Source organism: Brachybacterium epidermidis (genome assembly GCF_015209585.1).
GTDB lineage: Bacteria > Actinomycetota > Actinomycetes > Actinomycetales > Dermabacteraceae > Brachybacterium > Brachybacterium epidermidis.
In genome coordinates this window covers 70,861-91,070 of sequence record NZ_JADEYR010000008.1, presented here as the reverse complement: position 1 = coordinate 91,070, position 20,210 = coordinate 70,861, and the positions used below count along the sequence as shown (strand labels likewise).

Below are 20,210 nucleotides of genomic sequence, written 5' to 3'. Positions count from 1 at the left end.
TCTAGATCTGGCCCCGGCGACGGGGCGTGGTCAGTGGCGCAGGCCGAGGGACTCGGCGGTGCGCTCGAGAGATTCGTGCGCGGCACGGGGGTCATCGCTCAGGCGTGTGCCCCAGCTGGGCACCATCGAGGTGATGGTGCCGCGCCAGGAGTCCACCCGGTCCGGGAACATCCCGGTGAGCATGTCCAGCAGGATGGTGGTGGAGGTGGAGGCGCCGGGGGAGGCGCCCAGCATGCCGCCGATGGAGCCGTCCGCGGAGGTGATCATCTGGGTGCCGAACTGCAGCACGCCGTGCTTGTCCGCGTCGGGGGCGATCACCTGGACGCGCTGTCCGGCGATGACGGGCTCCCAGTCCTCCGGACGGGCCTGCGGCATGTACTCGCGCAGCGCCTCGAAGCGCTGGCGGCCGGTGGCGGCCAGCTGCGAGGCCAGGTAGGTCATCAGGTCCAGGTTCGGCGGGGCCACGGCGAGCATCTGGGTGACGTTGGAGGGCTTGACCGAGGCGAACAGGTCGGTGTAGCGGCCGGTCTTGAGGAACTTCGGGGACCAGCCTGCGTACGGGCCGAACATCAGGGAGCGCTGCCCCTCGATGAAGCGTGTGTCCAGGTGGGGCACGCTCATCGGCGGGGCGCCCACAGCGGCCTTGCCGTACACCTTCGCGTCGTGACGCTCGATCACCTCGGGGTTGGTGCAGCGCAGCCACTGCCCGGAGATCGGGAAGCCGCCGAAGCCGCGGATCTCCTCGATCCCGGACTTCTGCAGCAGCGGCAGGGCCGCGCCTCCCGCGCCCACGAACACGAACGGGGCCCGGAACACCTTCACCTCGTTGCCGTCCACCGAGCGGGCCATCACACCCCAGTCCGAGCCCATGCGTCGCAGGTCCACGACCTCCCAGCCGGTGGCCACCGAGGTGCCCCGGCCGGAGGCCATGGTCAGCAGCTGGCGGGTGAGGGTCCCGAAGTCCACGTCTGTGCCGTCGGGGGAGCGGGTCACCGCAATGGTCTCGGTGACCGGGCGGCCCTCGGAGACCAGCGGGGCCCACTCCGCCAGGCGGGAGTGCTCGGTGCTGAACTCCATCCGGTCGAACAGCGGGTTCGCGGTCAGGGCCTGGTGGCGCCGGCGCAGGTAGTCCACGTTCTCGATGCCTCGCACGAAGCTCATGTGCGGCACCGAGCGGATGAAGGAGGCGGGATCGCCGATCCGGTCGTTCTCCACCAGGTAGGACCAGAACTGGCGGGAGACCTGGAACTGCTCGTTGATGTTGATCGCCTTGGCGGGGCTCACCGAGCCGTCCACGTCCTGCGGCGTGTAGTTCAGCTCGCACAGGGCGCTGTGGCCGGTGCCGGCGTTGTTCCAGCCGTCGGAGGACTCCTTGCCCACGCCATCGAGCTTCTCGACCACCTGGATGCTCCAGTCCGGCTCGAGCTCGGTCAGCAGCGCGGCCAGGGTGGCGCTGGCGATACCGCCGCCGATCAGCACCGCATCGGTGCGGGTGACGCTCATCGTCAGGTCAGCCATGTCTCCCCTTGTCCTCGGTTCCTCGCCCGCTGTCGGGCGGTCGTCGTTGTCACAAAGCGTAGTCCTCGCGGCCGGGCCGTGCTTCAGCCGCCTGCCGCGGCGGAGGCGCGGTCGAGCTCGTCCAGCAGGCGCTCGCCGCGGCGACCCAGCAGCGACACCGCGATGTCCACGGCCGTTCCCGCCCCCAGCAGCAGGCCCACCGGCCACAGCGCCCAGCACAGCAGCACCCACACCAGCAGCAGCAGGCCCAGACCCACCGACCGCAACGGCAGGGCGCCCGGTATCAGGAGCGAGATCCGCCAGCTCACCAGGAGGTCCTGGCGGCGCACCCGCGGGACCGCGGCGAGTGCGGATGCGCTGACGGTGGCCCAGAACAGGCTGATCACGGCCAGGCAGGCGAGGACCACCGTCATCGCCTGCCTGGCGGCACCCCCGCCCATGACGATCCACAGCATCATCAGGGCTCCGCCCTGCACCACCAGCAGCGGCAGCATGCGGGTGTTGGCACGCACGATCTGGGACCGGTAGGAGGCCCACATGGTGCGCCACACCGGTACACGGTCGCCCTCGCGGCCGGAGATGTAGGCATCGGCCGCGGCGCAGCTGGCCGGGGCCACTCCCAGCACCACCAGGCCCAGCAGCGTCAGCACCAGCCACGCCGCATTGACCCGCAGCACCAGGTAGACGCGCTCGAAGGCCTCGTTGAACCGGATCACCCAGACGGGGACGTGAGCGGGACCGCCCCCGTGGTCGGTGCGGCTCATCGGGTGGCCCCCGGCATCGCGGCCGACGGATGCGTCGCGCTGAGCGGTGACGTCACGCCCTGGGCGGTCGTCGCGCTCTGGGGTGAGGTCACGCTCCGGGGTGACGCCGCGCTGCGCGGTGTCATGGTGCACACCGGGGGCGGGGCGGATCGCTCCTGTTTCCTGGCCATCGGATCACCGTACCTGCCTGCTCCGCGCTGGCCTCCGCATGTCGGCGCAGGAAGTCCACGGCATGGTCGCCCACGGCATCGGTGAAGTACCGCAGCTCGGTGGTCATCGTCCGGTTCTTCCGGGGAGGTGAGGGTCCTGGCCGGTGGTGCGGGTCAGGGACAGGCGGGCCACGCCGTGCTCCGGGGTCGGCAGCGGATGCATGGCCCCGTCGAGCTCCACGACGTAGTCGTCAGCGGAGGGGTCGCCGGAGGGCAGGTGCACTGCCAGCTCGACCCGCTGCGGGGTCCAGCCCAGGTCCACCACCGCGCCCCCGCGGGCTCCCAGCCCGCGGGCACGCCCGGTGGACCAGGCCGCGGGCAGCGCGGGCAGCAGGGACAGCTCGCGGTGGCCGTCCTGCACGCGGTGGGACTGCAGCAGCATCTCGCAGACCCCGGCGAGAGCGCCGAAGTTGCCGTCGATCTGGAACGGGGGGTGGGCGCACAGCAGGGAGGAGTACACGCCGCCGCTGATGCCGCCGGTGACCGGATCGGTGCCGTCGGCATCCACCCGGTGCAGGGCCCGCTGCAGGAAGCGGTGCCCCAGCTCGGCATCCTCCAGCCGGGCGGCAAGGCAGATCCGCCAGGCCAGCGACCAGCCCGTGGACTCGAAGCCGCGCTCCACCAGGCTGGAGCGGGCGGCCTGGCCGAGGGCAGGATCGCGACGCGGGTCCAGGCCCGTCCCCGGGTACACGCCGATCAGGTGGGACTGGTGGCGGTGGTGGGGATCGAGGTCAGTCAGCTCGTCGTCGGACCACTCGGCGATCAGGCCGGAGGGCAGCACGCGCTCGCCGGGCAGGCGGGACAGCGCCGCCTCGGCCAGCTCCAGCAGCTCCTCCTCGACCTCCGTGGTGCGGGAGATCTCCAGCAGGTCCGTCAGCAGCTGGCGGATGATCGCCAGGTCGCTGGTGGTGGACACGTGCACCTCGCCCGCGGTGCCGTCCGGCAGCACGAACTGGTTCTCCGGTGAAGTCGAGGGAGCGGTGCCGAGCGTTCCGTCGGGCAGCTCGATCAGCAGGTCCAGCACGAAGCGTGCGGCGCCCTCGGCCAGCGCTGCCGCGGGCGACGGGCCCTCGGGGGTGAAGCGCAGCAGGTCCACCAGGGTGCTGGTCAGCCAGGCCCCGCCGAGCGGCCAGAACGACCACTGCGGGCGGTCCTGGCCGTCGCCGACCGGGGCGGCGAAGCCCCAGCGGTCCGAGTTGTGGTGGGCGGTCCAACCGCGGGCGCCGTACACCTCGCGCGCCACGCGCTCACCCTGCCGGGACAGCAGCTCGAGCCACGTGCGCAGGGCGGGCAGCACCTCGGGCAGCTGCCCGGGCCCGGAGGGCCAGTAGTTCATCTCCGTGTTGATGTTGATGGTGTAGTAGCTGAACCAGGGGGGAGCGGTCGACTCGTTCCAGATGCCCTGCAGGTTCAGCGGGGGACCCTCGCCCACTCCGCCGCTGATCAGCAGGTATCGGCCCATGTGGGCGAGCAGGGCCACCAGGTCCGGCCCGTCGGCGTGCTCGGGATCGGCTCGCAGATCGTCCAGGCGCTGCGCCGTGGTGGGCATGGCCGCCGGGGAGCGATCGCGGTACGGGAGGGGTGGGGCCGGAAGGGGCGGCCAGGTCCAGGTCGACCCGCTTGTAGAGCTCGCGGTGCGCCTCCTCCGCCCGAGTGGCGAGCTCGGCATGACCGAGGGGGGCGAGGCGGTGGAGATGATCCAGCACCTCCGCCTCCAGAGCAGCGGCATCGGGCACCCGCAGGGTGCCGTCGGCGGCGAACTGGGTGGCCGAGACCAGCCGCAGCTCGACCCAGGTGGCACCGTGCACCCGGATCGACGGGTCGGGAGCGGTGAGGTCCGCGCTGGCCGTGCCGTCGCTGCGCAGCTCGAGGGCCCAGCTCGCATGGACCGACTCTGTGAACGATCCGGGTGTGCGCACGGCGTCGTCCCCGCCTGCATCGGGATCCACGCTCGCACCCACCCGCAGCGCTCCCACCAGCACCACGGCACCGGGGTGGGAGGCGGTGCGTGCGGCCACGGACTGCTCGTGCGGGGAGGACACGCTGAGAGCCAGATCGGTGGGGGAGCCGAGCGCGCGCCGGTCCAGCAGCACGTCATCGGCCATGCTCACGCCGGTGACGGCACGCAGCTGCTCGGCGATGGTGATGGCCCAGCCGTTGCGCAGATCCAGCATCCGCGCCGAGGGAGCGGGCGGGGAGCCGCCCGTGGAGCGGTGGATCCGCAGGTCCAGGAACGGCTGGTACATCTGCGCGTTCCCGGACTGGGTGCGCCGGGTGGCGGCATCGGCGGCCTGCACGTCACCGCGCAGTGCGGCCTCGCGGGCCTCGAGCACCGCGGCGGCCGCCCCGCCGGGCAGGGAGCGCGGATCGGGCCTGCCCTGCCATACGCCGGCATCGTTGACCTGGAGCCGATCCTGCTGGGGATCGCCGAACACCATGGCCCCCAGGTGCCCGTTGCCGATGGGGTAGGCGTCGGTCCAGTCGCGTGCCGGTGTGCGGTCCAGCAAGTGATGGCGTGGATCAAGTCGCATGCACCCAAGACTACCGATGTCTGCTTCGGAATCGTCTGGCATCAGCCCAGTACGGGCGAGTACGGCATGCCTGCGGCTCGCGAATTGACCCGACATCTGTGAGGATGGGGGCATGAGCCGCGACACCCCTGTCTCCTCCACCGAGTCCCGTCCTGCCGGGCCCGCCGCCCCCGTCTCGCTGATCGCGCCCACGCCCGAGCAGCTGGCCTGGCAGCAGGCCGGACTGGGCGTGTTCTTCCACGTCGGGGTGAACACCTTCGGTGGGGTCGAGTGGAGCGACGGCACCATCCCCGCCGCGGACTTCGCTCCCAGCGAGCTCGATGCCGATCAGTGGGTGCGCACCGCCAAGGATCTCGGGGCGGCCTACGTGGTGCTGACGGCCAAGCACCACGACGGGTTCTGCCTGTGGCCCACCGCCACCACCGACTACTCCGTGGCCTCCTCCCCGTTCCGTGACGGCCAGGGCGATGTGGTGCGCGAGGTGGCCGACGCCTGCCGCCGCCACGGGGTGGGCCTGGGCCTGTACCTGTCCCCCTGGGATCGCAACGCCCCCCAGTACGAGGACCCGCAGGCGTACGACGAGTTCTACCTGGCCCAGCTGAGTGAGCTGTGCACGAACTACGGCGAGCTGGTGGAGCTGTGGTTCGACGGGGCCGGGTCCGCGGGGCGCGAGTACGCCTGGGACCGCATCCGCGCCCTGATCGACGAGCTGCAGCCCGGGGCGATGGTGTTCAACATGGGGCCGGCCACGATCCGCTGGGTGGGCAACGAGGACGGCCTGGCCGCCGATCCCTGCTGGTACGTGACCAGCAGCGCGGACCTGAACAACTACGACGAGGACACCGTGAGCTTCGGGCAGGAGCGCTACCTCCCGCCCGAGTGCGACGTGTCCATCCGCACCGGGTGGTTCTGGCACGCCGATCAGGAGCCGAAGTCCCTCGAGCACCTGCTGGCCATCCACGACCGCTCCATCGGCCTGGGGGCCAACCTGCTGCTGAACCTGCCGCCGGACCGGCGGGGACTGATCGACCAGAGGGACGTGGAGCGCTGCCGCGAGCTGCGCGACGCGCTGGATGCCCGCTTCGGCGACCCGCAGCAGGTCCCCCTGCGCGCCCGCTCCGAGGACGGCACCGTCTGGGAGGCCACCACCGATGGCCCGGTCATGGTCCAGCACCTCGAACTGCGCGAGGACATCAGCACTGGGCAGCGCGTGCACACCCATCGCGTGCTGGACGAGTCGGGCGCGGTGATCGCCCAGGGCGGCACCATCGGCGTGCGCCGCCTCCACCGGCTCGAGACACCGGTGGAGGTGAGCCGTCTGCGCATCGAGTGCACCGGCGAGCAGCCTCGCCTCAGTGCCCTGCACCTCCATGCCCCCTCCGAGGCCCCGGTGCCGCGCCTGCCGCTGGACTTCGAGGCCTCGCGGGAACGCCCCGACGCCTGAGTGGAGAGGGCCTCCGCGCGTGAGCCGGGAGGGCTTCCACGGGTGAGCCGGGGGCCTCCGCGCGTGAGCCGAAAGGGCCTCCACGCCTGAGCCGGGAGGGCCTCGACGTGCGCTCTTCGGGCTTGGTGGAGCACCAGGCGCGGGTGAAGGTGAAGCAGGAGTCCCAGGGGCAGGGCAAAGGGGCCACGTTCTCGCGGCACAGGGACCGGGAGCCCTCGCGGTTAAGAGGCCCTGCCCACCCTGGTCGCCATGCGCGAGGAGGGGCTGGTGCGCGCCATCGGCGTCGGCTCCAAGGACAGTGCGGTGCTCACCCGCGCCGTGCGCACCGGCCTGCTGGACCTGGTGATGGTCTCGTGGAGGTACACCCTGCTGGAGCAGCCCGCCGCCGAGGAACTGCTCCCGGCCTGCCAGCACCATGACGTGGCCGTGGTGGCCGTCAGCGTGTTCAACTCCGGGATCCTGGCGAGGCCCGAACCGCCGGACGATGCCACCTACGAGTACGGCCAGGCGCCCGTGGCCATGCTCGAGCGGGCCCGTGAGATCGCCGCGATCGCCGGTGATCACGGGGTCGAGCTGCCCGATCTCGCGATCCAGTTCCCCCTACTGCACCCGGCGATCCGGTCCGTGGTGCTGGGGATGCGAACCGCCGCCCAGGTGCGGTCGAACATCGAACGGATGAGCACCCCCGTCCCGCCCGAGGTGTGGGAGCAGATCGATGTCCGCTGAGGGGCCCGGAACGGGGACGCCGGCGCCCGGGCACCGCCCTGGGCGGGCGATCACCGATGCACACCTGCACCTGTGGGACCTCGAGGCGAGCGCCTACGCATGGACGCACCGGGCACCGGCCCTGCAGCGCACGGGAGCCTGGGAGCAGGTGGGCCCGGCGCTCGCCGCCCTGGGCGCCACCCGGGTGGTGTTGGTGCACGCCGACGACACCCCCGGGGACACCGCCCACATGCAGCGCACCGCAGAACGGATCGAGGCAGGCACCGCCCAGGTCCCGGCCATGCGCGCGGACGTGGTGGCCTGGCTCCCGCTGGAGAACCCCGCCCAGGTGGAGCACCTGCTGGGCGATGCAGCGTTCATGCAGCGCGTGGTGGGCGTGCGGCACCTGGTGCACGACGAACCCGATGCGGGGTTCCTGGAGCGCCCCGCCGTGGCGGACTCCCTGCACCTCGTCTCACGTGCGGGCCTGGCACTGGATGTCCCCGACGCGTTCGCGCGTCACATGGATCAGGTGGTGCGCCTGGCACATGCCCACCCGGAGCTGACCCTGGTGCTGGACCACCTCGGCAAGCCGCCACTGGGCGATGCACCCGCGATGGACCGCTGGCGCGCCGCGCTGGCGCGGATCGCCGCCTGCGAGCGCACGGTCGCCAAGGTCTCGGGCCTGGCCACCAGCGGGGACGGCGCACTCGAGCAGGCCGTGGACGTGGCACTGGAGCAGTTCGGCCCCGCGCGGCTGATGTTCGGCAGCGACTGGCCGATCGCCCCGACGCCCTTCGACCTGGGATCCGGCACCAGCGGACTGCTGGAGCGACTGGGGCAGGAGAGCGAGGCCGACCAGCGGCAGATCCTGCATGGCACAGCTGCCCGCGTGTACACCAGGGCAGGACAGGCGCGGGGCTGACCCCTGATCTCAGACGACCGGCACCGGCGCAGACGAGTCAGTGTCGTCCCCGGCCTGCGCCCCACGGATCACCCAGGCCTCCACTCCGGCCACGTGAGCGGCCGCGTAGACCTTCGCCAGATCCGCCCTGCCCTCCCGCATGGCGCTGATGATCCGATGGTGCTCCTCCAGCGTGCGCCCCACCGAGGCGCCCTCGGTGAGACCGCGCCACAGCCGGGCCCGGGCGGTGGCACTGGCGAACCCGTCCAGCAGCGAGACCAGGTAGGCGTTGCCGCAGCGAGAGTTGATGTGGTGGTGGAAGGCGATGTCGGCCTCCACCAGCTCGCCCACGGGGGAGTCCGGCCCCAGGGGCGCCATCAGCTCCTCCAGGTACTGGTAGTCCGCCTCCTCCAGGTGCGCGCATGCCTTCTCCACCGCGGTGGGCTCCAGCAGGCGGCGCACCTCCATGATGTGCAGCACCTCCGCGTCCTGGTGGAGGTCCAGCACGAAGCCGAGAGCCTCGATCAGCAGCTCGGGTTCGAGCGAGGTCACGTAGGTGCCGTCCCCCTGCCTGACGGAGAGGACCTGGATCACCGACAGCGCCTTGACGGCCTCCCGCAGGGAGTTGCGGCTCACCCCGATCCGCTCGGAGAGCTGCTTCTCCGGGGGGAGCCTGTCGCCGGGCTTCAGCTCACCGTCGATGATCATGCTCTTGATCGCCGAGATCGCCTTGTCGGTCACCGCCATCTGGCTCATGTCAACCTGCTCTCCTGGGTCGTGCACCGACTGCTGTGCTGCACATCGCGGGTGGTCATCGGGGATCCTCAGCGGGGGCGGGCTCGAAGTCCCTGCATGCCGCCGTCCACCGCGACGGAGGTCCCGGTGGTGGAGGTGTTCAGGGGGGAGGCCAGGAACACCACGGTCTCGGCCACCTCCTCGGGGGTGACCATGCGCCCGGTGGGCTGGCGCGCGTCCAGCGCCTTGCGCTCGGCCACCGGATCCGGGAACTTCTGCAGCATGCGGTCCACGAACTCGGTGGCGACGGTGCCGGGGTTCACGCAGTTCACGCGGATCGCATCGCCCAGGTGATCGGTGGCCATCGCCATGGTCATCGCCTGCACGGCGCCCTTGGTCGCCGAGTACAGCACGCGCTCCTGCAGGCCCGCGGTGGCGGCGATCGAGGACATGTTCACGATCGAGGCGCATCCGGACCGGCGCAGGTGCGGCAGGGCGGCCGCGCTCACCCGCGCGATCGCGGTCACGTTGATGGACAGCACCCGAGCCCATTCCTCGTCGTCGTTGGCGGTCACATCGCCCACCGCGCTGATGCCAGCGTTATTGACGACCACGTCGATGCCGCCCAGCTGCTGCGCGCACTCGGCGACGGCCTGCTCCACCTGAGCCCGGTCAGCGATGTCGGCCCTCACGCGCACGGAGCCCTCCGGCGCGCCGGAGGGATCGAGGTCGATCACGGCGACCTTCGCGCCCAGGGCCAGGAACCGCGCGCTGGTGGCGCAGCCGATGCCGGAGCCGCCACCGGTGACCACCACCGCGAGACCGCGGTAGGGATCGGTGAAGGAGATGCTGTCGTCGGTCGGGGTGCGGGTCATGTGCGGATCCTTCGTGCGGGCGGCCGTCAGGGCGGGGAGAGCGGGGGGGGCGAGCGGTCAGGCGTCGCGGAAGGTCTGGCGCTGGGCTCCGAGCTGATCGATCTCCAGCTCCACCACGTCGCCGGACCGCAAGTAGGGGGTGCCGGGCAGGCCCAGCGCCACGCCTGCCGGGGTGCCGGTGTTGATCACGTCCCCGGGGTAGAGCGTCATGAACTCGCTGAGGTAGCGCACCACCTCGGCCACCGGGAAGATCTGGTTCGCCGTGGTGCCGTCCTGGTGGCGCTTGCCGTTGACGCTCAGGCGCAGGCCCAGGTCCTGCACGTCCGCGATCTCATCGGCGGTGACCAGCCAGGGGCCCAGCGGGGTGAAGGTCTCGCAGTTCTTGCCCTTGTCCCAGGTGCCGCCCCGCTCGAGCTGGTACTCGCGCTCGGAGACGTCGTGGGAGAGCACGTAGCCGGCAACGGCCCTCATCGCCTCCTCCTCGCTGTCGGTGCGGCGCAGGGTCGAGCCGATCACCACACCGAGCTCCACCTCCCAGTCGGTCTTGCGCGAGCCGCGGGGGATCAGCACGTCGTCGTCGGGCCCCACCACGGTGTCCGCGGCCTTCATGAACACGATCGGCTCCGCAGGGATCTCCGCGTTCGTCTCCGCGGCGTGGTCGCGGTAGTTCAGGCCGATGCACAGGATCTTCCCGGGGGTCAGCGGGGCACCCCGGCGCTCGGCCCCCAGGGCGGTGAGCTCGGGCAGATCACCGGCGGCCAGGGCGGCGCGGGTGCGGGCGATGCCGTCGGCCTCGAGGAATGCGCGGTCCACCACGCGTGCCTCGCCGATCAGGGGGCGCAGGTCGAAGGTGCGATCACCGTCGATCACCGCGGCGCTCTCGCTGCCGTGCGGGCCGTATGCCAGGAACTTCACGTGGGTCCTCCCATGTCTGTGTGAGGGCGACGCTACCAGGAGACATCGGATGTATGGGACGGGTTCGGTGAAGGTGTCGTCGCTGGGCCGGGATCCGTGCTGATCGAGGTTGCGCCCATCTGGGCCCGGGGCGGGCGGGCATGGGGAGCAAATCTGCTCGTGACCAGCACGAACGCCGCAGGCCGCGGGCGCTACGGTGTTCGAAGGCTCTGGCCACGTCGACCGGGTGCTGCGGGGATCCGACGGTGGGAGGGGTCCCAACGCTCGGGGACCGGGTGGCCGGGAGCGCTCTGGGTGTTCACGATGGTCTTGCGGGACCGCAGCATCAGCAGCAGGCCCACCACGAACCCCGGTGAACAGGTCGTAGAGGTCCGCTGCGGTGCGCGAGCGCACGTCACCGGCGAGGTGCTCGGCCAGCAGGCCGAGCGTGAACGGCGCATGATCGGTGCGCAGCAGCGTCAATACGCCCTGGTCCGCGAACAGGGCACGGTTCTCGAGCGGGCGGGAGAGACCTGACACGGGTGCTCCATCCTCGTCACGATCGGTGTTTCCTGCGGCTGCGGAGTGCTGCGGCGGGACGCCGGGCCCAGCCTGCGGAGCAGGGCCGATGGATGGGTGGGGCTGGTGGCGCGTGCAGGTCGTGGGCCCCGTCGGATGCTCATCTTCTATAGACACTTGCAATAAATAGCAGCATCAACTTTAGAATCTAAGCATGTATGTCTCGAGGTTCCTAGAGCGACCGATCACCCGAGCGATCGAGCAGTCGCCCGTCGTCATCGTCGAGGGCGCCCGCGCGGTCGGCAAGACGAGTCTCATGACCCATCTGAGAGATCAGGGGGTCCTGGCAGTCACGCCGTCACTCGTGGATGAGACAACCCTGCATGCGGCTCGCACCGACCCGGTGGGCTGGATCGGGTCATTGCCGCAGCCTTTCGCTGTCGATGAGGCCCAGCGCGCGCCTGACCTGCCCATGGCGATCAAGTCGATGCTCGATGCCGATCCCACGTCGGTCCGATGCGTGCTCACTGGGTCAGCATCGCTGGGACTCTCGGGACTGGACGGGTCGGACCCTCTGGCGCGACGGTCGGTGCGGTACACGCTTGAGCCGTTGAGCGAGGCCGAACTGCTGGAGGACACTACTGCCGGGGCATGGTCAGTAGTGGATGAACTGGTTCGCGGTGAGCCGGTCGGGAACTGGGGTGATCCTGTGGACGATCGCCGTTCCACCATGACGCAGGGCGGTCTCCCGTTCTACAGGCTCGGAACAGGTGCTCTGGGGCGTCCGACGGCCAGGCGCGTGCGGGACGACATGAGGGCGGTGCTGTCGGAGTCCGTGCTGCCGGATGAGCGCATGGACGAGAGGGTCGCGATGGAGGTGCTCCAGCGTCTCCTCCGCGAGCCGGCCGCGCTCGCGAACGTCTCCAAGATCGCCTCCGACGTGGGTGTCACCGCCCCGACGATCAACAGGTATCTCGACATCCTCGAGCGGCGGTTCCTCCTCACCGAGCTTCCCAATCTCACGCGGAGCCCGCGGCGGACGCCGCGTTCGACGGCCAAGCTGTATCCCGCCGACATCGCGTTGAGCGTGTTCGCATCCCCCGATGCGGTCCACGACCTCTCCGACCGGTTTCGCGGCGGTGTGTTCGAGGCGCTCGTGGCCCAGCAGCTGCGAGCGCATATGGGCTGGTCCGATCTCGGGGAAGAACTTCTGCACTGGCGCGAGAACGTGAGCGGCCGCACCGTCGAGGTGGATCTTGTGATCCGTGTGGCCGACGGATCCCTCCTCCCGATCGAGGTGAAGTCCGGGACGTCCGTCTCGGACAAGCAGCTCACCGGGATCCGTCGCTTCCGGGAGCAGCACCCGCGCAGCGCTGAGCGGGCATTCATCGTCTATGGCGGTGCGACAACGGTCCGTCTGGGCGAGTCGATCTGGGCGGTCCCGCTCGGCGCGCTGTGCGACCGGTCCGCCTGGGTGAGGTCGGGGCGTGACTCCCGCGGAGCTGACGGGAAGAAATTACACATGGACGAAAGGATGACCATGAACCAGGGCACTGTCCCCGAACTCCCCGAGGCGCGGGTGTTCATCAGCTATGCCCACGCCGATCAGAACGGGCGGTACACGGGGGATCTGCGCGGGTTCGCCCAGGACATCGTCGACACGATGGCCAACGTGCATGATCGCGCCGTCCAGACGTTCATCGACGTCGAACAAGGAACCTGGGGCGAGGATCTCTGGAGGCGACTCGAGGGCGAGGAATCCCTGGCCGACTTCATGATCCCGTTCATCACGCCTGCCTATCTGAGGAGCGACGGCTGCCGGCGCGAGTACCTACACTTCATGGCACAGCGGGACGCCGCCGCCGAGCGGTCGACTCTCCTGCCGCTCATCTGGCTCGAGCCGCGCGGGCTATTCGAGCCGGGCAGCGCGGACCCGATCAAGCAGGATCTGTTCGATCATCGAGGAGTCCGGGTAGGAGACGCGCATAATGCGGACCCCGACAGCGCCGCGTATCGGCGAGTGCTGAAGGAGGTCACCGACCGGCTGGCCGACGTGCTCGACGCCACCGCGAAGTCAGTACATGGAGAGACCGACGGCGCGGGCGAGGAGACTGGCGGGATCGTCGAAGATCAACCCGCTCTCGACGATCTCCTGGCCGCGATCGAACGGTCGACGCCCGAGCTCGTCGCCGACTTCGAAGCCTTCGTCGGGGACTTCGAGGAGTTCGGAAGGGCCATGCGGACTGCCATGGTGAAGCCGGCCGCTGCAGCGGTGACCCCTGTGCAGGCGCAAGCGTACTTCACGCGTGTGGCGAACGAGCTCGGGGGCAGGAGCGGGGCACTGCTGGGCAGTGCGAATGCCGCCTCGACGTCCTGGCGGGAGTACACCGCATTGCTGCACCGCACGATAGGGGTGTCTGCGGAGCTGGATGCCGGGCTGCTGCCCGAGGAGCTGGTGGAGCCGCTGCGGGAACTGGCGGAGGAGATCCCTGCCTCCGATATCGCGGACTTGCAGAGCATTGCCTTGCAGATGGGGAGGATGTCGCGTTCGCTCCGTCCCGCTTCCGAGGCGCTGCTCGTCGCCGTGAGGACCTTCCGTGACCTGGCGGAGGGTGCTGACCTGGTGGAGGTGGCGTGGAGCCGTGTGAAGGAAGGGTAAGCTCACTGCCCTGCAGTCGACAGGGGAAGGTGTCGACTACGCCCTGTGCGGCGGGCCCGCATCCGCGTCTTCCCAGAGGTGCGGCCTGCTGAGCCCTTCTCCGTCCTCAAGCTGTTGATCGAGCTCGTCGAGCAGCTTCTGCTTCCGGATCGAACGGAACAGCGGGCGCCAGCAGCGCTCCCAGACCAGTTGATGCGCTGCAGGGTCAGGGCACATGATGAGCGCCAGCACCGGCAGGCGAGTCCGAAGGTCCTCGGTCGAGACGCCTGATGAGGTGACCAGGGCGTCGAGGACGCGTGCGACCACAGCTGTGACCGCGCTACGCAGGATGACGTCATCCAGGCGGGCCACCAGACCGCGGCGATCCGCTTCGGCACCTGGAACGAGGCTCTGAAGGCTGCAGGGATCGGCACGGACACGGGCGCACCGCGCAGCTCCTTCAGCGATGAGGACCTCTGGGCAGCTGTCCTCTCCGCCGTGCAGGCCCCGGACGGCGGCACCACCTTCCGAGCCGTCGAGGAATGGCTCGCCCGGCATCCTGCCGCTCCGTCCGGCGCACTCATCCGGCAGCGACTGTGCAGGCATCGCGGAGGCAGCTGGATCGAGGCCGTCAGCACGGTCCTCGCCGTACTCCACGATCCCGAGGGCTTCGACCCCGCCTGGGTCGAAGCGGTCACCGCTCCGCGCGACTGGGAGCAACCGGCCGACGAGACCAACCCTCTCGATCACGAGCGCGCGGCGATCGATGCTCTGGGCCCGCGGATCACAACCGTCCGGTACACAGCCTGGGCCCGCATCGCGGGGTGCCCCACGATGGCGACTTTGCAGCGCAGGACCGGGAAGCTCTGGTCCGAACTGCTGACCGAGGCAGGCGGCACCCCCAACGCGTCGAAGATCAAGAACCGCAGCCGCGCCGAGGTGGGGGAGTACATGACTCGTTTCCTTGCCGAGCACCCCGGCGGCAGCACAGCCGACTACGGCACCTGGTCGCGAGAGAACGCGGCCCCGTCCCGCTCGACCGTCGTCGACCGCTTCGGTTCCTGGAGCGCTGCGGTCGACGCATGTCGGCACTGACGAAAGCTTCGCTTCACGCGCTGTGACGCTCATCGACTGTCCGCCCCTTGTGTCACGCTCGTCGTGAACCCCTGAACTGAGTGAGACAGCCACGTCGAAGACCACGGTCGAGCGGGCGTAAGAGCCGCCGGTGGGAGCGACGGAGGCCCCCCCGCGGCGGCCACCTCGAGCCCGACCTGCACGGTGAGCATCGCCTGCCCCTGCACGTGCCCGAGCAGGCGCGCACTTGTCGGCGCCGGAGTCAGCAGACTGCCGGGACCCCGTCGGTCGTCGTCGGCGCCTCGGCGGCGGTGCGCGTTTGCTGGCGGCGGTGCACGGCGAAGGACCAGCCGGCGATGCCGAGTCCGGCGATCGCGAGGGCCACGCCCGTCCAGGCCGGGGCGAGCAGGCCCCAGCCGGCGGCGAGCACGGCCGCGCCGAGCGCCGCGCCGAGGGAGTTGCCGATGTTCAGCGCCGAGTGGTGCAGGGCCGCGGCGAGCGAGGGGGCATCCGGCGAGGCATCGAGCAGGAACAGCTGCAGCGAGGGCCCCATGAGCTGCGAGGTGATCGCGAGGGCGAGCAGCAGGATCATCCCGGCGATCGCGTTCTCGGCCACGAGGGCGAAGACCGCGAGGCTCACCGTCATGCCGATCAGGCCGGCGAAGATCGTGCCGTAGAGGCTGCGGTCCGCGGCGCGCCCCGCGAGGACGTTCCCGATCGTCATGCCGACGCCGAACACGAACAGCGCCACCGGCACCGCCCGTTCGCCGAGCCCCATCACCCCGGGCACGATCTCGCCGATGTAGCTGTACACCGCGAACATGCCGCCGAACCCGATCGAGCCGATGCCGAGCGCGAACCACACCTGCGCTCGGCGCAGCGCCCGCAGCTCACCGCGGATCGAGCCGGTGACCCCGGCGCCCTCGGGCTCGGGCACCAGTCGCCAGATCGCGATCGTGCTGAGGGCAGCGACGACCACGACGATCACGTAGGCGGAGCGCCAGCCGACGACTTGCCCGAAGGCGGTGGAGGCGGGCACGCCCAGCATCGTCGCGATCGTCAGCCCCAGCATCACCAGCGAGACGGAGCGGGCGCGCCGTCCGGGCGGGGTGAGCGATGGAACGGGGCCGGGCAGAATTGCTCCATGGCACGCACGACCACGTCCTGAATCCCGACGGGGAGCACATCTTCGTCTCCTGCATGGACTGGCCCGGACGGTCGGTCCATCGCGTTCGTGGACTATCCCGTGGACGGGCTGCACGGCTGAGAGGGCGCTCGGCCTGCTCCGGCCGCTGCTGTGCAGACTCCCCGGACCTCTCGCCGTGCCTCCCGGCACCCTGCTCGGTGCCGGTCGCAGCCGCCCGGCCCCCACTCCGTCCCCATGCTGCGAACCCATCGTGAACGGGGCGCCCGCCACGCGGCGAACGCCCCGTCCTGGACGGCGTGCGGGCCGGGGAGGCCCGGAGCGAGCTCAGCGCTGCGAGGCCTCCGCGATGCGGCCGGTGTTCTGGGCCGTGCGAACGGTCGCGACCGCGAACTCGAGCCCGAGACGCATCGCGATCAGCGCGATCACCGAGGGGATCCAGCCGAACAGGATCGAGAGGATCAGCGGGACCGGGCTGAAGCTCGGCTCACCGAAATAGCTGTTCATGCTTCCCCACGCGAACCCGAACACGATCCCGCTGACGATGTTGCTCAGCCACATCAGCGCCGCGACGACGAACGCGAGGACATAGAGGAACGACGAGAACTTCACGGTGATGAAGTGCTCGAACTTGAAGTCGAACAGCGTCTTGAAGAAGCCCGCCTCGCCGAAGCGGCCATCCCCGGAGGCGCTCCCGGAGGGGCCGCCGCCGACGGCGTGCGGCGCCGCCGCGGGGCTCTGCGTGGAGCCCCAGGCCTGCTCCTGGGCTGCTGGCTGCGGGGCCGACGGCGCGCTCTGCGCCCCCCAGGCGTCCTGCTGACCCGGCGCTGCGGCAGACTGCTGGCCATAGGGGTCCGAGGACGGGGCGGCGTAGGGATCGGCCCCCTGCTCGGCACCGTGTGCGGAGGGGGCCTGGTCCTGGACGCCGAATCCGCTGCTCGTCGGCTCAGGCGCAGAGCCCTGTCCGTACTGCGGACCCAGCGGGTTGCTGCCCTCGGGCGGCTGCGACATGGTGCGACTCCTTCTGCGAGATCTGATGGACGAGGAGGAGCTCGGCGGCGTCCCCGCGCCGCCGTTCCCACCCCGAGGCTCACCGTACCCGCGGGCGATGGCGATGGGGAGGCGTCTGCGGAGCGGAGCCGGCCCTGGCACTTTGACCGGAGGATGATCGCGGCCCCCGCCGAATGGCACCGCGAGCGGATGGGAAGCTCGTCGGGCCGACTGCGCCATGGCGATCATGGCCGACGGCGTCCGGCCGCTCAACCGCACCCTGCAGCAGCTGCTCAGCCCGAAGACCGCAGGCTTCGCCGCGGTCAGCTCCGTCGCGGGACTGCTCAGCGTGCCGTCGTCGCCCGCTCGATGATCTCCCGCATCCGCGCCGCAGCCTGCGCCAGGCCTCCTGCATCACGGGCACGCTCGTGGACGTCTCCGGCGGGAAGCTGGCGACGCAGATCCCGGCGGTTGCGCACGGGAGGTGAGGGGGCGCCGTCTCACCAGATCGTGATGTGCCTGCGGAGTTCGTCGGCGAAGTCCGGGACGCCCGAACGGGCTAACCTCGAGTTTTCATAGCGGTGTGGTCTCGATGGGTGGGAGGCATAGAGAAAGGTGCTCCTGGCCTGGGATGATACGGGGTGTTGAAGCTCGTAGCCATCCGCCGGAAGGAGCACCTTTCAGGTGTCCCACCCTACCTTGTTCTTCTACCCCCGTCCGCGCGTGGACATCGCTGAGGTCCCGGCCCTCTCGCATGCTGGTGCGGTGCTGCTGACCGACACGATCCACGCCACCGGCCTCGCCTCTTCGCTGCGGGAAGCACTGGCTCCGTGGACGAAGCCGCTGGCCGAGCACCACGCGGCGAAGGTCCTGCTGGACCTCGCACTCACTCTCGCAATCGGCGGGGAGCATGCTTCGGATACTGATCTGCTGCGTTGCGAGCCGGGCCTGTTCGGTGATGTCGCCTCGGCCCCGACGATCTCCCGCACGCTCACCACCCTCGCCCAGGACGCGCCCACCGTGATCGAGGCGATCTCGAAAGCCCGCCGGGCCGCGCGTGAACAGGCCTGGGCCCTGGCCGGAGACCATTCCCCGACTGTGGGGGCGAGCGTGAAGAGCCCGCTGGTCATCGACCTCGACGCCACCCTGATCACCGCCCACAGTGAGAAGGAGCAGGCCGCACCGACGTTCAAACGCGGCTTCGGATACCACCCGTTGTGTGCGTTCCTTGACCACGGCAGCGACGGGACCGGGGAACCACTGGCGATCCAGCTGCGCCCCGGCAACGCCGGCTCCAACACCGCCGCTGATCACATCCCCGTCCCCCGTGACGCTCTGGCCCAGCTGCCTGCGGGCCTGCTGGCCCGGGGCGGGCGGGGGTCGAAGAAGATCCTGATCCGCACCGACGGGGCCGGCGGCACCAAAGACTTCCTGGCCTGGCTCCAGCGGCAGCGTCTGGCCTACTCGGTCGGGTTCACCCTCCCTGCGAACACGCCTGACCTACTGGAACGTATCGACGAGGCAAAGGCGTGGACCCCCGCCTACGACAGCGAGGACGAGGGGATCCGCGAGGGGACATGGGTGGCGGAGCTGACCGGGCTCCTTGACTTAGCCGCGTGGCCTGCCGGGATGCGGGTGATCGTGCGGAAGGAACGTCCTCATCCTGGGGCGCAGCTGCGGATCACCGATCACGAGGGGATGCGCATCACCGCGTTCGCCACCAACTCCCCGCGCGGCCAGCTTGCCGTCCTGGAACTGCGGCACCGTCGCCGTGCACGCTGCGAAGACCGAATCCGTAACGCCAAGGACATGGGCCTTGAGAAGTTCCCGCTGCAGTCCTTCGCGCAGAACCAGATCTGGTGCCAGATCATCCAACTCGCCTCCGAGCTCGTCGCCTGGATGCAAACCATCGCCTTCAGCAGGCACGACGCGAGGAAATGGGAACCCAAACGGCTCCGCGCGCGGTTGTTCGAGATCCCCGCGACCCTCGTGCGCCGCGCCCGGCACAAGGTCCTCCACCTCGCCGAACATGCACCCGAAGCCGTGAGGGTCCTGACCGGCGTCAACCGGCTCCGCACCACCGTCGCACAGACCTAACCCGGCGAGACCACCCGCCCCTACGACCAGCAGCTCCTCTTCTCGGGAGTGGAACCCGACCGCCCGCAACGGACACTGCGACGATCTGTCATACCCGAATGCCAGAATCAGCAGCTCAACACCGGCAACGACGCCGACCCACCCCGCTCACCAGCCCCATGAAACATCGAGGCTAATGCGCCAAGGACGGAATCGACGGTGCGCGGGGGGCGCGACGACGATTCGACCATGGTGTGAACGGCGTGGGTGACGTGGCCGGGAGCCAAGTCGAGCTGATCGAGCAGGAACTGGTCCGGGTGGACGGCCTCGACGCCCCAGGGCTCGAGCGAAGACGGTGAGAAGTCCTTGAGGTTGAAGGTGACGATCGTGTGAACCTGGGCGGTGATCGCGCAGGCGAGAACATGTCGATCCTTCGGAGCGTTCGTCAGGAGATGCTCGAACCGCTCGTGATCTCGCACTTCCGCGAAACGGAAGGCCCTGTCCATCGCCTGCACCCGGCGCGCGGCGGCCTCGGCAGATACTCCCAGCTTGCCCACCATCGTGCGTTCGACTTCGCCGAGGATCGTGGCCGACCAGCGCACGCCGAACGAACCGGTCTCGGCGATGCGGAGCAACGTGTCGCACAGGGTGATCGGTACGAGCGTGCATGCATCCAGGACGACGGTGAACATGCAACAGCTCAGCGGGTACTCGGCGGCGGGCCGTCCAGCAGGTCGTAGAGGCCGTCCTCCACTGCCTGGTCCTGCATCTCATCGAGCGCGTCTGCGCGGTTCTGCCGCAGTGAGTCCTGGAAGTCGAGGACATCCTGCAGGCGGACGCGTCGGTGACGCCCACGCATCTCGAACGCCAGCTCGCCCGACTCGAGCAGCTTGACGAAGGTGGGGCGGGAGATGTTGAGGAGATCTGCTGCTTCCTGGGTGGTGAGCAGTCGGTGATGCGGGACCACCGTCACTCCCTGCCCCTGTGCGAGATGGCCGACGATCTGTTCGAAGGCATCCGCCACGTCGGCGGGCAGCTCGAACCGCTGTCCGTTGGCGTTGATGAGCGCCGGCTGCGCAGTGATCTCGGTACCCCGGTCGCGAAGGGCGGAGACGAGGTCGAGCAGTCGACCCTGTTCGTCTTCTCTGGGCAGATAGGTCTCAGGGGCGGGGTGTCGTGCAGTGTTCATG

19 protein-coding genes and 1 pseudogene are annotated in these 20,210 nt (G+C 70.0%); 8 read left to right on the top strand and 12 right to left on the bottom strand.

The annotated features are described in order from the left end of the window. Positions 1-30 precede the first annotated feature (30 nt). The 4 genes and pseudogenes from IOE58_RS08925 to IOE58_RS14860 form a co-directional block, all read right to left on the bottom strand. Positions 31-1,518 carry a malate:quinone oxidoreductase gene (locus IOE58_RS08925; protein ID WP_193866045.1) on the bottom strand — a complete coding sequence of 496 codons (1,488 nt, stop codon included), beginning with the start codon at positions 1,516-1,518 and terminating at the stop codon, positions 31-33. Positions 1,519-1,601: 83 nt separating this feature from the next. Then, entirely contained in the window at positions 1,602-2,414 is an 813-nt protein-coding gene (locus IOE58_RS08920) for a DUF624 domain-containing protein (protein WP_193866044.1), read from the bottom strand. A 141-nt stretch (positions 2,415-2,555) separates the two neighbouring features. Then, positions 2,556-4,040, bottom strand: coding sequence for a glycosyl hydrolase family 95 catalytic domain-containing protein (locus IOE58_RS14865; RefSeq protein WP_431831697.1), 1,485 nt, complete (start codon positions 4,038-4,040; stop codon positions 2,556-2,558). A 214-nt stretch (positions 4,041-4,254) separates the two neighbouring features. Beyond that, a pseudogene (locus IOE58_RS14860) lies at positions 4,255-5,022 on the bottom strand (glycoside hydrolase N-terminal domain-containing protein); the annotation flags it as partial. Between the two features lie 112 nt (positions 5,023-5,134). Between IOE58_RS14860 and IOE58_RS08910 the strand changes: the two are divergent. The 3 genes from IOE58_RS08910 to IOE58_RS08900 all read left to right on the top strand — a co-directional run bounded on the left by IOE58_RS08910 (position 5,135) and on the right by IOE58_RS08900 (position 8,096). Further along, entirely contained in the window at positions 5,135-6,466 is a 1,332-nt protein-coding gene (locus tag IOE58_RS08910; protein WP_193866042.1) for an alpha-L-fucosidase, read from the top strand. A 249-nt stretch (positions 6,467-6,715) separates the two neighbouring features. Then, positions 6,716-7,192 (top strand): aldo/keto reductase, encoded by a 477-nt coding sequence (locus tag IOE58_RS08905; RefSeq protein ID WP_193866041.1) that lies wholly within the window; start codon positions 6,716-6,718, stop codon positions 7,190-7,192. After that, positions 7,182-8,096, top strand: a complete 915-nt coding sequence (locus IOE58_RS08900; protein ID WP_193866040.1) for an amidohydrolase family protein — start codon at positions 7,182-7,184, stop codon at positions 8,094-8,096. The genes IOE58_RS08905 and IOE58_RS08900 overlap by 11 nt, the downstream gene beginning before the upstream one ends. Positions 8,097-8,105: 9 nt before the next feature. On the opposite strand, the gene IOE58_RS08895 is transcribed toward IOE58_RS08900, so the two are convergent. From IOE58_RS08895 to IOE58_RS08885, 3 genes are all read right to left on the bottom strand, one after another. Beyond that, positions 8,106-8,822, bottom strand: coding sequence for a FadR/GntR family transcriptional regulator (locus IOE58_RS08895; protein ID WP_193866073.1), 717 nt, complete (start codon positions 8,820-8,822; stop codon positions 8,106-8,108). Between the two features lie 77 nt (positions 8,823-8,899). Beyond that, positions 8,900-9,685 carry an SDR family NAD(P)-dependent oxidoreductase gene (locus IOE58_RS08890; RefSeq protein WP_193866039.1) on the bottom strand — a complete coding sequence of 262 codons (786 nt, stop codon included), beginning with the start codon at positions 9,683-9,685 and terminating at the stop codon, positions 8,900-8,902. A 57-nt stretch (positions 9,686-9,742) separates the two neighbouring features. Beyond that, on the bottom strand, positions 9,743-10,600 hold the full coding sequence (locus tag IOE58_RS08885) for a fumarylacetoacetate hydrolase family protein (protein ID WP_193866038.1): 858 nt from the start codon (positions 10,598-10,600) through the stop codon (positions 9,743-9,745). A 294-nt stretch (positions 10,601-10,894) separates the two neighbouring features. Here IOE58_RS08885 and IOE58_RS08880 point away from each other — a divergent pair, with 294 nt between their 5' ends. Continuing rightward, positions 10,895-11,116, top strand: coding sequence for a hypothetical protein (locus IOE58_RS08880; protein WP_193866037.1), 222 nt, complete (start codon positions 10,895-10,897; stop codon positions 11,114-11,116). Positions 11,117-11,312: 196 nt separating this feature from the next. Beyond that, a complete protein-coding gene (locus tag IOE58_RS08875) occupies positions 11,313-13,757 on the top strand; it encodes a DUF4143 domain-containing protein (RefSeq protein ID WP_193866036.1) in 2,445 nt (814 codons plus the stop codon). Positions 13,758-13,793: 36 nt separating this feature from the next. Here IOE58_RS08875 and IOE58_RS08870 read toward each other — a convergent pair whose 3' ends face one another. Further along, positions 13,794-14,108, bottom strand: a complete 315-nt coding sequence (locus IOE58_RS08870; RefSeq protein ID WP_193866035.1) for a hypothetical protein — start codon at positions 14,106-14,108, stop codon at positions 13,794-13,796. Positions 14,109-14,234: 126 nt separating this feature from the next. Here IOE58_RS08870 and IOE58_RS08865 point away from each other — a divergent pair, with 126 nt between their 5' ends. Further along, entirely contained in the window at positions 14,235-14,831 is a 597-nt protein-coding gene (locus tag IOE58_RS08865) for a hypothetical protein (protein WP_193866034.1), read from the top strand. Between the two features lie 241 nt (positions 14,832-15,072). On the opposite strand, the gene IOE58_RS08860 is transcribed toward IOE58_RS08865, so the two are convergent. Both IOE58_RS08860 and IOE58_RS08855 read right to left on the bottom strand, forming a co-directional pair. Next, positions 15,073-16,206 carry an MFS transporter gene (locus tag IOE58_RS08860; RefSeq protein ID WP_228019431.1) on the bottom strand — a complete coding sequence of 378 codons (1,134 nt, stop codon included), beginning with the start codon at positions 16,204-16,206 and terminating at the stop codon, positions 15,073-15,075. Positions 16,207-16,281: 75 nt separating this feature from the next. After that, on the bottom strand, positions 16,282-16,965 hold the full coding sequence (locus IOE58_RS08855) for a DUF4282 domain-containing protein (protein WP_193866033.1): 684 nt from the start codon (positions 16,963-16,965) through the stop codon (positions 16,282-16,284). Positions 16,966-17,182: 217 nt separating this feature from the next. Here IOE58_RS08855 and IOE58_RS14650 point away from each other — a divergent pair, with 217 nt between their 5' ends. Beyond that, complete coding sequence (locus IOE58_RS14650) at positions 17,183-17,317, top strand: hypothetical protein (RefSeq protein WP_259889919.1); 135 nt, start codon at positions 17,183-17,185, stop codon at positions 17,315-17,317. Between the two features lie 311 nt (positions 17,318-17,628). Next, complete coding sequence (locus IOE58_RS08850; protein ID WP_431831696.1) at positions 17,629-19,041, top strand: IS1380 family transposase; 1,413 nt, start codon at positions 17,629-17,631, stop codon at positions 19,039-19,041. A gap of 107 nt (positions 19,042-19,148) precedes the next feature. On the opposite strand, the gene IOE58_RS08845 is transcribed toward IOE58_RS08850, so the two are convergent. Together IOE58_RS08845 and IOE58_RS08840 are read right to left on the bottom strand one after the other, a co-directional pair. Continuing rightward, positions 19,149-19,712 (bottom strand): PIN domain-containing protein, encoded by a 564-nt coding sequence (locus IOE58_RS08845; protein ID WP_193866032.1) that lies wholly within the window; start codon positions 19,710-19,712, stop codon positions 19,149-19,151. A gap of 8 nt (positions 19,713-19,720) precedes the next feature. Then, complete coding sequence (locus tag IOE58_RS08840) at positions 19,721-20,209, bottom strand: helix-turn-helix domain-containing protein (protein WP_193866031.1); 489 nt, start codon at positions 20,207-20,209, stop codon at positions 19,721-19,723. Position 20,210 lies beyond the last annotated feature (1 nt).

Bases quoted from the DNA above. Each gene is read 5' to 3' on its own strand.
- IOE58_RS08845 (WP_193866032.1), bottom strand. From the start codon at position 19,712: ATGTTCACCGTCGTCCTGGATGCATGCACGCTCGTACCGATCACCCTG.
- IOE58_RS08890 (WP_193866039.1), bottom strand. From the start codon at position 9,685: ATGACCCGCACCCCGACCGACGACAGCATCTCCTTCACCGATCCCTAC.
- IOE58_RS08900 (WP_193866040.1), top strand. From the start codon at position 7,182: ATGTCCGCTGAGGGGCCCGGAACGGGGACGCCGGCGCCCGGGCACCGC.
- IOE58_RS08855 (WP_193866033.1), bottom strand. From the start codon at position 16,965: ATGTCGCAGCCGCCCGAGGGCAGCAACCCGCTGGGTCCGCAGTACGGA.
- IOE58_RS14650 (WP_259889919.1), top strand. From the start codon at position 17,183: ATGGCGATCATGGCCGACGGCGTCCGGCCGCTCAACCGCACCCTGCAG.
- IOE58_RS08840 (WP_193866031.1), bottom strand. From the start codon at position 20,209: ATGAACACTGCACGACACCCCGCCCCTGAGACCTATCTGCCCAGAGAA.
- IOE58_RS08910 (WP_193866042.1), top strand. From the start codon at position 5,135: ATGAGCCGCGACACCCCTGTCTCCTCCACCGAGTCCCGTCCTGCCGGG.
- IOE58_RS14865 (WP_431831697.1), bottom strand. From the start codon at position 4,040: ATGCCCACCACGGCGCAGCGCCTGGACGATCTGCGAGCCGATCCCGAG.
- IOE58_RS08925 (WP_193866045.1), bottom strand. From the start codon at position 1,518: ATGGCTGACCTGACGATGAGCGTCACCCGCACCGATGCGGTGCTGATC.
- IOE58_RS08875 (WP_193866036.1), top strand. From the start codon at position 11,313: ATGTATGTCTCGAGGTTCCTAGAGCGACCGATCACCCGAGCGATCGAG.
- IOE58_RS08860 (WP_228019431.1), bottom strand. From the start codon at position 16,206: ATGGGTTCGCAGCATGGGGACGGAGTGGGGGCCGGGCGGCTGCGACCG.
- IOE58_RS08895 (WP_193866073.1), bottom strand. From the start codon at position 8,822: ATGGCGGTGACCGACAAGGCGATCTCGGCGATCAAGAGCATGATCATC.
- IOE58_RS08905 (WP_193866041.1), top strand. From the start codon at position 6,716: ATGCGCGAGGAGGGGCTGGTGCGCGCCATCGGCGTCGGCTCCAAGGAC.